The following is a 12223-nucleotide window of genomic DNA, read 5'->3' as shown; positions in this document are numbered from 1 at the left end:
CAGACAACCTGAGAGGTTGGCCCCCATGCCCACGCTCCGCCGGCTCCCCCTCGCCGACCAGGCGGCCGAGCTCATGCTCGACCGCGTCCGCACCGGCACCTGGCCGCTCGACCACCGGCTCCCCGGTGAGCAGGCGCTCGCGGCCGAGCTCGGCGTCGGGCGCTCGACCGTGCGCGAGGCCATCCGCCAGCTCGCGGGCAAGGGCGTGCTCGAGAGCCGCCAGGGCTCGGGCGTCTACGTCGTCCGCGCCGAGGCGAGCGAGGACTGGGAGGAAGTCCTGCGGCGCGGTGAGGTCGTCGACGTGCTCGAGGTCCGCGGTGCCCTGGAGACCGAGGCCGCCCGGCTCGCCGCGACCCGCCGCACCCCGGCCGACCTCCGCGCCCTCGCCACGGCGCTCGCGGGTCGCGGCGAGGTACCGGCGACCGCGAGCGCCCAGGAGTACGTCGACGCCGACCTGGTCTTCCACCGCGCGGTCGTCGACGCCGCGCACAACGCGGTCCTGACCGACCTGTTCGCCACGTTCGTCCCCCGCCTGCGTCGGGCGATGGTCGACATGATCGAGCTCGACGGCGCGGGCGAGCGCCACCGGCACGACCAGGACGCCCACGAGGCGATCCTCGACGCCGTCCGGGACCGTGACGCCGACCGAGCCGCCGCGTCGAGCCGCCGGCACCTCGACGCCGTCCACGCGAAAGCCACCCATGAGCCCCTCGATGCGCGGGGTCGTCGAGCGTGAGAGCCGGGAGTACCCCTGGGGCGCCCAGGACCACCCCCGCCACCTAGGCTGACCCCATGCGCGCGATCCAGGCACTCCAGGCAGGTGGCCCCGACGTCCTCGAGCTCGTCGAGCTCCCGACCCCAGCACCCGGACCCGGCGAGCTCCTCGTCGACGTCGCGGCGGCCGGCGTCAACTTCATCGACACCTACCGTCGGGCGGGGGTGTACGCGATGGAGTACCCGCACGTGGTCGGCACCGAGGGCGCGGGAGTCGTCGCGGCGGTCGGCCCGGGCGTCACGGACTTCGAGCCCGGCGACCACGTCGCGTGGACCAACGCGTTCGGCTCGTACGCCGAGCAGGTGGTCGTCCCCGCGGACGTCGCGATCCCGGTACCCGCGTCGGTCGACCTGCACGTCGCGGCGGCCGTCGGCCTGCAGGGGCTCACGGCCCACTACCTCGTGACCTCGACGTACCCGGTCCAGCCCGGCGACGACGTGCTGCTGCACGCGGGGGCCGGGGGCGTCGGCCTGCTCGCGACCCAGCTCGCGGTGCGCCGCGGTGCGCGCGTCATCACGACCGTCTCGACCGAGGCCAAGGCCGAGCTGTCGCGCGCGGCCGGTGCGTCCGACGTCGTGAACTACGCCGAGCTCGACGACCTGACGACCGAGCTGCCCGCGATCGTGCGCGACCTCACGGGCGGGCGCGGCGTCGCCGTCGTCTACGACTCGGTCGGCAAGGACACGTTCGAGGCGTCCCTCGCCTCGCTGCGCCGCCGCGGCATGCTCGTGCTGTTCGGCGGGTCCTCGGGCCAGGTGCCGCCGTTCGACCTGCAGCGTCTCAACAAGGGCGGTTCGCTGTTCACGACGCGCCCCAAGCTCGACGACTACACCGCGACGCGCGCCGAGCTCCTCGATCGGGCGAGCGAGGTCTTCGCGCTCGTCGCCTCGGGTGACCTCGACGTCCGCGTGGGGGCGACGTTCCCGCTGGCACGCGCGGCCGACGCGCACCGCGCCCTGGAGGGGCGCGCGACGACCGGCAAGGTGCTGCTCGTCCCCGGCCTCGACGCCGGCACCGGCACGACGCCCGGGCCGGCCACGGACCCCGCCTCGTGAGCTGGGACTGGGTCCCGCCACGACCCGGCGAGGACGAACCCACCCGCCGCTCCGACCGGCGCCTGCGCCTGGCGCTGACGGTCCTCCTGGTCGTCTTCACGGGCGTGCTCGCGGTGTACTACCTGACCGTCGGGCTCGACCAGATGCGCACGCAGTGCCTGGCCGACCGCCCCGCGGGCGTCTCGACCAGCGAGGTCACCACGACGTGGCGCTGGTGGCCGCCGGGGTACGACTGCGGGTACCCGGCGGACGGCGCGCAGAGCGCGTAGCGATTACCGCGCCGAGAAGTGAGCAGATGCCCCGGTTCGAGCCCGATCCGGGGCATCTGCTCACTTCTCGGCGGGAGCTCAGTGCGCAGCGAGGGGCGGCGCCGGCCAGGTCGGTCGCGTCAGCCCCTGCTCGAAGAACAGGTACTCGTGCATCGAGGACAGCTCGAACGCGCGCAGCATCCGCTCGCGCTCGGCGGGCGAGGCCCAGCGCGCGGCCTCGTCGGCGAACGAGCACGCGGCGCGCGTCGCCTCGGCGAAGGCCGGGTCGCCGTAGAGCGCGATCCACCGTGCGTAAGGATGCCCGTCGAGGTCCCCCGCCCGGCGCACCAGGACGTCGCCGATGTGCGAGTACAGCCAGTAGCACGGCAGCAGGGCCGCGACCGTCTCCGCGTAGGACCCGTTCGAGGCCGCGTGGAGGTGGTTCGTGTAGGCGGCCGTCACGGGAGACGGGTCGACGCTCTCGACCGCCCCACGGTCCATCCCGGCGTGCTCGCCCAACCAGTCGCGGTGCAGCGCCTGCTCGACCTCGAGCGACTCGACCGCGGCCCCCGCGAAGAACTGCCGCGCCTCGGGCGTGGGCGCGAGCCGGCTCGCCCGCGACAGCACGCGCGAGTACTCGGCGAGGTACGCGGCATCCTGCGCGAGGTAGAACCCGAAGTCCCCCGCTGAGAGGCTCCCGTCCGCGAGCGCCCGCACGAAGCCCATGCGCTCGACGGCCTCGCGCCACCCCGAGATGCGCTCCCAGGCCTCCTCGGAGAACGTCCGCTGCCCGAGCGTGGGCAGGTGCGCCAGGTGGTCGACGGGTCCGCGCCCCGTGCCCACGGCCAGCGCTCCCCCGGCTCGCAGCGCGCCGCTCAGCCAGGCCTTGGCGTCGCGCGTCGCGCTCTCCCAGCCGTCGCGCCGGGGACGCAGCGCGGCGACCGCCGCCGACAGCGAGCACCCCGTCCCGTGGGTGTGCACGGTGTCGACGCGGGGCGCCGAGAAGGTCGTGACGTCGTCGGGCCCGCGAGCGCCCACCAGGGCGTCGGGCGACTCCTCCCCGGTGAGATGACCACCCTTCAGGAGCACGACGGCGCCGCTCGCCACGTGCAGCCGCCTCGCCTGGGCGAGGGCGTCGGGCCAGGTGGTCGCAACCTGCTCGCCCACGAGGACGGCGAGCTCGGGGAGGTTGGGGGTCACGAGGTCCGCGAGAGCGACCAGCTCGCACACGGCCTGCTCGGCCCCCTCGTCGAGGAGCCGGTGGCCGCTCGTGGCGACCATGACGGGGTCGAGCACCACGAACGGCGGCTGCACGCGCCCGAGCCACGCGGCGATGGCGCGCGCGTTGGGCTCGTCGGCGACCATGCCGATCTTCACGGCGTCGATCACCACGTCGTCCGAGACCGCGTCGAGCTGTTCGGCGAGGAACTCCGCGCCAGGGACGTGGACCGTGCGGACGCCGTGCGTGTTCTGGGCGACCAGGGCCGTCGTGACGGCCATGCCGTACGCGCCGTGGGCCGCGAACGCCTTGAGGTCGGCCTGGATCCCGGCGCCCCCCGTCGGGTCGGTGCCCGCGATCGACAGGACGCGGGGGCGGGAAGGCTCGGGCCCCCGCGACGCGCCGTGCTCGTCCGCGACCACGGCGTCCGCCGCAGGCGTGCGGGCAGGTGCGGGCAGGACAGGTGTAGTGGCAGCAAGCGACATTGCCGACATCCCTTCGCTAGTGCTAGCTAGATCAGGTTCGACGGGTGTGATCTCAGCCCGGCTCGTGGGAGCGGGCACCCCGTGTCTTCGCAGGGAACTCTAGCGGGCGGACGGCCCGCCCGCGGGCAGGAGCTCGCCAGGTGGCACCAGCACGGTCGGCTCGTCCGTCGCCCCGGTCAGGGGGACGTCGGGGTACCGGTCGCGACGACAGTGATCCGCGACGTCGACACGTACTTCTCGAGGCACGACACGACACGCTCCAGGTCGGCGCGGGTGGCGTCGGGGACCAGTCCGAACGACGTCCCGACCGGCGGCATGATCGCCGGGGTCAGGGCGTAGTCGACGGCCGGATCCGCCGCGCACTCCCCGTCGCCCTCCGACGGACCCTCGACCTGGACGACCCACGGCCCCTCGGCGGGTGCGGCCACAGGGCCGGCCGCGCCGAGCGCGGCCCCGAGCGCGAGCGAGCCGCACGACACGGCCAGGACTCCGACGAGCAGTGCCGTACGGCGGGACATGGCGGTCACCTCGGTGGTCGTCGTCGACAGAGGGGGCAGGTGGGTCAGGTCAGGCAGGTGGGGCCACCACCGTAGCGGACCTGCCGAGAAGAGGCCGCGCGGCGAGCACCCCTATGCTCGCCGCATGGTCCGCTGCTCCCACTCCCCCGCGCGTCGGTCGCTCGGCTCGGCCGCGCGATGACCGCCGACCTGGTCCCCCGGCTTCTCGACCCGGACCCCGAGGTCCACGAGGACGCGGTCGACGACGCCGCCGCGCTGGCCATGGACGACGACCAGGGCGCCGTCGACGCCCTGCGTGACGTCGTGCTGCACTTCGAGCAGTTCCCGATCGGCACGTTCGAGCGGACTCTCAACCGCCTCTACGCCTTCGCCGACGCCTCGCTCGAACCGTCGATGATGCGGGCCGTCGATGCAGGCGTGTCAGCCACCTGGTACCTCGTGGCGGCCTGCGGGCGCGCCGGGTTCCGGGGAGCCGTACCCAGCGCCGTCGCGCTCCTGGGCTCGCCTGTCACCTCCGAGCGGGTCGTCGCGTGCGAGACGCTCGGCGCGCTCGACGCTCACGAGGCAGTACCGCACCTCATCGCCCGGCTCGGCGACCCGGAGCACGTCGTGCGGGAGGCCGCGGCCCGCGCACTGGCCGGCATCGGAGGCCCGGACGCCGTCGACGCGTTGCGGCGCGAGCTCGTCGAGCACCGGTTCCCGCTCCTCGGGTACGTCGCGAGCGCCCTGGGGACGATCGAGCCCGACCAGACGGTCTGGCTCCTCGCCCACGCGTCCGTACCGGACGTCGACGCCCGGTACTGGGCGGTCCGTGCCCTCGGGAGCACCGGGAGCGACCTCGCCCACGAGCGGCTGCTCCTGGTGGCCGCAGACCCCACGGAGGAGACGGCGGCCATCGCGAACCGCAGCACGGTCGCGAGCGCGGCCCGCAAGGCCCTCAAGACCTGGCAGCGCGTGCGCCGCGTCCGCGCAGGCACACCGAGCGCACACGACGACCCCCTGTGATGCTGAGGGCACGATCAGCACCCGTGGGAGGCAGCATGCGCGTCACGACGGCCGACATCCAGCGGATGACCACGGCGTTGTTCATCTCCGAGGGGCCGACGGCGAGGTCCCGGCAGGCCACCTTCTGGACCCTGCTGATCCTCGCGGCCGTCATCGCGTCGGCGGGTGTCGCGGCCGACAGCACGGCCACCGTGATCGGCGCCATGATCGTCGCTCCCCTCATGACGCCCATCGTCGGGACGGCGCTCGCGATCGTCCTCAACGACCACCGGAACCTGACCTCGTCGGCGCTCCTGGTCGTCGCGGGCGCCGCCGGGGTGGTCGCGACCGGCTACCTCGTCGGCCTGTTCGTCCCGATCGAGATCGTCGCGGCGACCAACAGCCAGGTCGCGGGCCGCGTGACGCCCCAGCTCATCGACCTGCTCGCGGCGCTCGCGACCGGAGCCGTCGGGGCCTTCGCCCTGGTGCGGGCCGACGTGTCGGACGCGCTGCCCGGCGTCGCGATCGCGATCTCGCTCGTCCCGCCACTCGCGGTCGTCGGCCTCACGCTCGAGTCGGGCGCCCCGGACCAGGCCCTGGGGGCTCTCCTGCTGTTCGCGACCAACGTCGCCGCGATCATCGCGACCGGCACGCTCGTCTTCCTGCTGTTCCAGGTCCGCACGGCCGCGGGCGAGGCCGAGAGGTTCGTGGGGCCGCTGCGCGGCGCGAGCCTCGTCACGGTCGCGGCGGCGCTGCTCGTCGTGGCGGTGCCCCTCAGTGCGATCAGCCAGCACGTCCTGCGGCAGAACGCCGACAAGATCGCCGCCGCCCCCGTCGCCGCGGCGTGGGCCGAGCAGGAGCAGTGGACGGTCACCGGGATCTCCTTCAGCGGGTCCGTCCTGAGGATCGAGGCGATCGGCCCGGCCCCCGAGGCCGACCCCGCCACCCTGCGCACGGCCCTCGACGAGGCCGGGCTCGCGGACGTCGACGTCGACGTCACGCTCGTCATCGGCGGGACCCGGCGGCTGCCCGCGTCCGAGTGACCGAGCGCTCGACGCGAGCCTCCGGTTGAGCCGGAGCGCGCGGCGGCGGATGCTGGGGGCGACCGTCCGGTCCAGCCACGAGGAGGTCGGCCATGCACCCGACGCACAACGTCTCGCCCCACGAGAGCGCACGTACCGCTCGCACCACGCTCACGTCACCACGAGCCCGGCGCATCGCCCTCGCCGCCGCGCTGGTCGTCGGGGCGCTCGCGCTCGCGGCCTGCGCTCCCGGTCCCAACCCCGACGTCGGCACGCCCACCGCGGACGGCAGCCCGGCCGGGTTCTGGCTCGGCCTGTGGCAGGGCGTCATCGTCCCCGTCACGTTCGTGGTCTCGCTGTTCACCGACACGGTGAACATCTACGAGGTCCACAACAACGGCAACTGGTACGACTTCGGCTTCGTGCTCGGGCTGGGGCTGTTCGTGGGCGGGCCGTTCGGCGCCTCGCGGGGTCGCCGCCACCACTGACGATGAGTTCCGGCCCGGTCCCGAGTCTGCCCTCGTGACCGCAGGAGCGCGCCGTGCGTCCCTGCCCGAGCCCGCACGGAGGACACCATGACGACCCCGCCCGACGACTCGACCACACCGAGGTCCGCCCGACCGCCCGTCGTCGACCTGGCTACCTGGGAGGCCGCTCGGGACGAGCTCCTGGACCGCGAGAAGGCCCACACGCACGAGGGAGACGCCATCGCGGCTGCCCGACGGCGACTGCCCATGGCGAGGATCGACGGCACCGTGAAGGTCGTCGGCCCCGACGGGCCGGTCCCGTTCGTGGACCTGTTCCAGGGGCGCGACGAGCTCGTGATCTACCAGCACATGTGGCACGACGGCGCACCGCACCAGGGCCAGTGCGAGGGCTGCACCTGGACGGCCTGGAACCTGAAGGACGCCGTCTACCTCAACGCGCGCGGCGTCTCGTTCGCCATCGTCACGACCGGGGCGTGGGACGAGGTCGCCCCGTTCGTCGAGTTCATGGGCTACACCCAGCCCTGGTTCTCGGTGCGCGACCTGGACGCGCCCGTGGGCGGCGAGATGGGGTACCTCTCGTGCTTCCTGCGCGACGGCGACGACGTGTTCCTCACCTACCGGACGACGGGTCGCGGCACCGAGCCGACCAACCCGGCGTTCGCCCTGCTCGACATGACGCCCCACGGCCGTAGCGAGGCCTGGGAGGCGCAGCCGGACGGGTGGCCCGAGGGGCGCGACCCGGGCTGGTTCTGGCGCTCGGACGCGGACGGCGTCGCCGGCTGGAGCGAGACCACGCGTCCCGTGCCGCAGTGGACCCGGCCGGGGGCCACCGCCGTGGAGACCCTCGGCCGGCACGGTCACCACCACTGACCGTCGGACGGCGCGAGATCAGCGCGCGGGAAGCGCTCCCGGCATGGGGTCGTCGTCGCCGAAGCGCGTCACGCGCAACCGACGCGCCTCGGGTCCGGGCACGGCCTCCACGTCGCGGGAGCCGGCAGCGGCAGCCGCTCGCAGCGACGCGGGCGAGTCGTGCGTGACCCGCACGAAGGTCCCCGACCACGCGTCGAGCTCGCCGGCCGCGATCGCGACGATCATCTCGACCGTGCGCTCCACGGGCGTCCACTCGGTGCGCCCCACGTGCATGTCCATCGACGCGGTCAGGTCGGTCTGCACCACGCCTGGCGAGACCTCGAACGTCCGCAGCCCGCGGGCATGGCCCGACAGGTGCAGGTTCGACCCGATGCGCAGCAGCGCCGTCTTGCTCGCGTTGTAGGCGGTCGCGCCGTCCATGTCGTGCGAGCCGGCACCAGAGCTGAGGTCGACGACGCGTCCCCCACCCCGCGCGAGCATCCCGGGGACGAGCGCCCGTGCGAGCAGGAAGGGCCCGCGCACGTTGGTCTCCATGACGGACCACCACTCGTCCGGGTCGGCCTCCCACAGCGGCACCTCGGCGTCGATGCGCCCGGCGTTGTTGACCAGGAGGTCGATCCCGCCCAGCTCCGCCTCGGCCCGCGCGACGGCCGCGTCCACGGCGGTGGGGTCGCCCACGTCCGCGACCAGACCCACGGAGCGGCGACCCAGGGCGCGGACCTGGGCGGCGACGTCGTCCACGCGGGACGCGTCCCGGCCCAGGACCGCGACGTCGAGGCCCGCACGGGCGAGACCCAGCACGACCGCGCGGCCGATCCCGCGCGCACCACCCGTGACGAGGGCGGTGCGCGCGGGGGCCACGGTGGTGACGTCAGCCACGGAGCTCGGCCCCGACCTTCTCGTGCGCCGCAGCGACCGCCGCGGCACGCACGGCCGCGGAGTCCTCCGCGGTGAGCGTGCGGTCGGTGCCGCGCAGGCGCAGCGAGAACGCGAGCGACTTCTTGCCCTCGCCCACCTGGGGGCCGGTGTAGACGTCGAACAGGGCGAGGTCCTCGAGCAGGTCCCCCGCCCCCTCCTCGATCGCGGCGCGCACGGCTGCGGCCGGCACGGAGGCGTCGACGACGAGCGCCAGGTCCTCCTTCGCGAGCGGGAACGACGAGACGGGCTCGGCCTGGACGGGCTGCTGGGGTGCGGCGGCGATCAGCGCGTCGAGGTCGACCTCGAACGCGACGGTCCGCGCGGGCAGACCGAGCGTCTCGAGCACCTTGGGGTGCAGCTCGCCCGCGTGCCCGACGACGGCCCCGTCCGACAGCTCGAGCCTCGCGGTCCGGCCCGGGTGCCAGGGCGCGTGGTCGTGGTCGGCGACCACGCTCACGCGGGCCCCGACGCGCTCGGCCACGAGCCGGGCGGCGGCCAGCGCGTCGGTCCAGTCGGCCGCACGACCCGCGCCCCACCAGCCCGAGGCCACACGCTGGCCGGTCAGGACGCCCGCGACACGGCGCGGCTGCGGCGGCACAGCGGCCTGCAGCGTCTCGAGGTCCTGCTCGCTCGGGCGGACGCCGCCCGGGAGCTGCGGGGCTGCCGGTGCACCGGGCACGGGGCGCGTCACGAGGCCGATCTCGAAGATCGCGAGGTCCGTGTTGCCGCGTCCCACGTTGCGCTTGAGCGTGCCGAGCAGCGTCGTCAGCAGGTTCGTGCGCATCTCGGGGTGGTCGTCCGCGAGCGGGTTGACGAGCCGCAGCGCTCGGCGACGGTCGTCGTCCGCGGGCAGGCGCAGGTCGTCGTGCGACTGCGGGTTCACGAACGGGTAGCTGAGCGTCTCGACGAACCCGGCCTCCGCGAGGGCGCGCGCGACCGAACGACGCAGCTGCTGCGAGGTCGTGAGCCCGCGACCCGCCGGGGCGGGCGGCAGGGTCGACGGGATCTTGTCGTAGCCGACGAGTCGGGCGATCTCCTCGACGAGCTCTGCGGCACCGGTCAGGTCGGGACGCCACGTCGGCGGCGTGACCTCGAGGGTGGTGCCGCCGTCGAGGTCACGGACCGTGCAGCCGATCTCCGCGAGCACGCCACGCACCTGCTCCGAGGTGTAGGGAACGCCCACGAGACGCTCGGCCTCGTGGATCGGGAACACGATCGGGGCGACGGGCGGGACCGTGTTGAGGTCGCTCACGGCGTCGTCCACCGTGCCGCCGCCGAGCTCGACGAGCAGGTCGACGACGCGCTGGGCGGCGACGGGCGGCAGTGCCGGGTCCGCACCGCGCTCGAAGCGCTTGGCCGCCTCGGAGGGCAGCTTGTGACGGCGTGCGGAGCGGGCCACGGTGATCGGGTCGAAGTGTGCTGCCTCGACCAGGACGTCGGTCGTGGTCTCGCCGACCTCGCTCGACGCCCCGCCCATGACGCCCGCGATCCCGAGCACGCGCGAGCCGCGCACCCCCTCGGGCGAGTCGGTGATGAGCAGGTCCTCGACGTCGAGGCGGCGTTCGACGGCGTCGAGCGTCGTGAGCCGCTCCCCCGGCGCCGCGCGGCGCACGACGATCGGCCCTGCGACCTTGGCGAGGTCGTAGGCGTGCAGGGGCTGACCGAGGTCGAGCATGACGTAGTTCGTGATGTCGACCGCGAGTGAGATGGGGCGCATGCCCGCCTGGGTCAGACGGCGCTGCATCCATGCCGGGGTCGGCGCCTGCGGGTCGATGCCACGCACGATCCGCGTGACGAAGCGGTCACAACCGGTCACGCCGTGTATCGGGGCGTCGTCCGCGACCTCGACGGGGAAGCCGTCGGGCGTCACGCGGGGCAGGTCGCCCGTCGGGAGCCCGCGGTCCGTGAAGGCCGCGCCCGTCGAGTGCGAGAACTCGCGGGCCACGCCGCGGTAGGAGAAGCAGTACCCGCGGTCCGGGGTCACGTTGATCTCGAGGACCTCGTCGCCCAGGCCCAGGAGCTCGAGCGCGTCCGTGCCGGGCGTCGTGTCGTAGCCCGTCTCCGGGGAGTACCCGTAGCGGTCCAGCACGATGATGCCGTCGTGGTCCTGCCCCAGCCCCAGCTCCTTGGCCGAGCAGATCATGCCGTCCGAGACGTGGCCGTACGTCTTGCGGCTCGCGATGGGGAACGGTCCGGGCAGCACGGCGCCGGGCAGCGCGACGACGACCCGGTCGCCCGGGCCGAAGTTGTGCGCGCCGCAGATGATGCCGCGCGGGGTCCCGCCCTCGGCGACGGGGACGCCGTCGACGTTGTGCGCCCCGACGTCGACCTGGCACCAGTTAATGACCTTGCCGTTCTTCTGCTCCTCGGGCTGGACCGAGACGACCTGGCCCACGACGAGCGGACCGGTGACGGACGACCCGTGGATCGCCTCCTCCTCCAGGCCGACCTTCACGAGCGCGGCGGCCAGCGTCTCGGCCGTCAGGTCGGTCGGCAGCTCGACGTGCTCGCCGAGCCAGTCGATGACGATGTTCGGCATCAGATCCCCATTCCGAACTGGGTCGAGAAGCGGACGTCGCCCTCCACCATGTCGTGCATGTCAGCAATTGCGTGGCGCAGCATGAGCGTGCGCTCGATGCCCATGCCGAACGCGAAGCCCGAGTACACCTCGGGGTCGATCCCCGCGGAGCGCAGGACGTTCGGGTTGACCATGCCGCAGCCTCCCCACTCGATCCAGCCTGCTCCGCCCTTCTTCTGGGGGAACCACAGGTCCATCTCGGCGCTGGGCTCGGTGAAGGGGAAGAACGACGGGCGCAGGCGCGTGCGAGCCTCGGGACCGAACATCGCCTTGGCGAAGTGGTCGAGCGTGCCGAGCAGGTGCGCCATGGTCAGGCCCTTGTCGACCGCGAGACCCTCGACCTGGTGGAAGACGGGAGTGTGCGTCGCGTCGAGCTCGTCGGTGCGGAACACCTTGCCGGGGCACGCGATGTACACGGGCAGCTCGCGCTCGAGGAGCGTGCGGGCCTGCACGGGCGACGTGTGCGTGCGCAGCACGAGGTTCGACGGCTCGCCGGGCTCGCCGTCGGGTCCCGTGGGGGCCTGGAGGAAGAACGTGTCCTGCATCTGACGGGCCGGGTGGTCCGGTCCGAAGTTGAGGGCGTCGAAGTTGAACCACTCGGCCTCGATCTCCGGGCCCTCCGCGATCTCCCAGCCCATGGCCGTGAAGAAGTCGGCGGCGCGCTCCTGGAGCGTCTCGAGCGGGTGGCGGGCACCGGCGGGAGCCCGGTCGACGGGGAGCGTCACGTCGGCGGACTCCTCGACCAGGACACGCTCGTCGCGCTCGGCCTCGAGGACCTGGGCACGTGCGGCGAGCGCCTGGTTGAGGCGGCCGCGGATCGGGCCGAGGAGCTTGCCCGCGGCAGCCTTGTCGGCGGGCGCGAGCTGGCCGATCTGGCGGTTCGCGAGCGCGAGGGCGCTGCGGTCGCCGGTGTGCTCGAGGCGCACCGTCTTGAGCTCGTCGAGGTCGCGGGCGGCCTCGACGGCGGCGAGGGCCTCGAAGAGGACGGCCTCGAGCGCGGGGCCGTCGAGCGGCGACGGCGCGGCGGGCTGGACCGGATCAGGGGTGGACATGCGTGCCTTCC

The 12223-nt window shown here is 73.8% G+C and carries 12 protein-coding genes and 1 riboswitch; of the genes, 7 read left to right on the top strand and 5 right to left on the bottom strand.

Annotation, left to right across the window (positions count from 1 at the left end; translation table 11 throughout):
* Positions 1-25 precede the first annotated feature (25 nt).
* The 3 genes from JOD48_RS08970 to JOD48_RS08960 are packed head-to-tail and all read left to right on the top strand — an operon-like array spanning position 26 to position 2099.
* The gene (locus JOD48_RS08970) at positions 26-736 is read left to right on the top strand and encodes a FadR/GntR family transcriptional regulator (RefSeq protein WP_204808638.1); all 711 of its coding nucleotides are present in this window, start codon (positions 26-28) and stop codon (positions 734-736) included.
* A gap of 56 nt (positions 737-792) precedes the next feature.
* A complete protein-coding gene (locus JOD48_RS08965) occupies positions 793-1830 on the top strand; it encodes a quinone oxidoreductase family protein (protein WP_204808636.1) in 1038 nt (345 codons plus the stop codon).
* Complete coding sequence (locus JOD48_RS08960; protein ID WP_191790699.1) at positions 1827-2099, top strand: hypothetical protein; 273 nt, start codon at positions 1827-1829, stop codon at positions 2097-2099. The genes JOD48_RS08965 and JOD48_RS08960 overlap by 4 nt, the downstream gene beginning before the upstream one ends.
* A 78-nt stretch (positions 2100-2177) precedes the next feature.
* Here the strand turns inward: JOD48_RS08960 and thiD are convergent, their stop codons facing one another.
* Both thiD and JOD48_RS08950 read right to left on the bottom strand, forming a co-directional pair.
* On the bottom strand, positions 2178-3782 hold the full coding sequence (gene thiD / locus JOD48_RS08955; protein WP_204808634.1) for a bifunctional hydroxymethylpyrimidine kinase/phosphomethylpyrimidine kinase: 1605 nt from the start codon (positions 3780-3782) through the stop codon (positions 2178-2180).
* Positions 3774-3874: riboswitch (TPP riboswitch) on the bottom strand. Its footprint overlaps the gene before it by 9 nt.
* Positions 3875-3958: 84 nt before the next feature.
* Positions 3959-4300 (bottom strand): hypothetical protein, encoded by a 342-nt coding sequence (locus JOD48_RS08950; protein ID WP_191790697.1) that lies wholly within the window; start codon positions 4298-4300, stop codon positions 3959-3961.
* A gap of 177 nt (positions 4301-4477) precedes the next feature.
* On the opposite strand from JOD48_RS08950, the gene JOD48_RS08945 reads away from it, so the two are divergent.
* The 4 genes from JOD48_RS08945 (at position 4478) to JOD48_RS08930 (ending at position 7664) form a co-directional block, all read left to right on the top strand.
* Positions 4478-5305 (top strand): HEAT repeat domain-containing protein, encoded by an 828-nt coding sequence (locus JOD48_RS08945; protein ID WP_204808632.1) that lies wholly within the window; start codon positions 4478-4480, stop codon positions 5303-5305.
* Between the two features lie 35 nt (positions 5306-5340).
* The gene (locus JOD48_RS08940) at positions 5341-6327 is read left to right on the top strand and encodes a DUF389 domain-containing protein (protein WP_204808629.1); all 987 of its coding nucleotides are present in this window, start codon (positions 5341-5343) and stop codon (positions 6325-6327) included.
* Positions 6328-6419: 92 nt separating this feature from the next.
* On the top strand, positions 6420-6794 hold the full coding sequence (locus tag JOD48_RS08935; RefSeq protein ID WP_239527369.1) for a hypothetical protein: 375 nt from the start codon (positions 6420-6422) through the stop codon (positions 6792-6794).
* A gap of 87 nt (positions 6795-6881) precedes the next feature.
* Positions 6882-7664 (top strand): DUF899 family protein, encoded by a 783-nt coding sequence (locus tag JOD48_RS08930; RefSeq protein ID WP_204808627.1) that lies wholly within the window; start codon positions 6882-6884, stop codon positions 7662-7664.
* Between the two features lie 18 nt (positions 7665-7682).
* On the opposite strand, the gene JOD48_RS08925 is transcribed toward JOD48_RS08930, so the two are convergent.
* From JOD48_RS08925 to pheS, 3 genes are read right to left on the bottom strand one after another with little or no spacing between them, the layout of a single operon-like run.
* Complete coding sequence (locus JOD48_RS08925) at positions 7683-8543, bottom strand: SDR family NAD(P)-dependent oxidoreductase (protein ID WP_204808625.1); 861 nt, start codon at positions 8541-8543, stop codon at positions 7683-7685.
* Complete coding sequence (gene pheT, locus JOD48_RS08920; RefSeq protein WP_204808623.1) at positions 8536-11121, bottom strand: phenylalanine--tRNA ligase subunit beta; 2586 nt, start codon at positions 11119-11121, stop codon at positions 8536-8538. The genes JOD48_RS08925 and pheT overlap by 8 nt, the downstream gene beginning before the upstream one ends.
* Positions 11121-12212: a phenylalanine--tRNA ligase subunit alpha gene (pheS, locus tag JOD48_RS08915; RefSeq protein WP_204808621.1), complete on the bottom strand. Its 1092-nt coding sequence runs from the start codon at positions 12210-12212 to the stop codon at positions 11121-11123. Before pheS ends, pheT begins: the two co-directional genes overlap by 1 nt.
* Positions 12213-12223: the final 11 nt, after the last annotated feature.

This window comes from Oerskovia paurometabola (genome assembly GCF_016907365.1).
Classification (GTDB): domain Bacteria; phylum Actinomycetota; class Actinomycetes; order Actinomycetales; family Cellulomonadaceae; genus Oerskovia; species Oerskovia paurometabola.
Note: the sequence above shows the minus strand (reverse complement) of the source record. Positions and strands in the feature narration are given on the sequence as shown.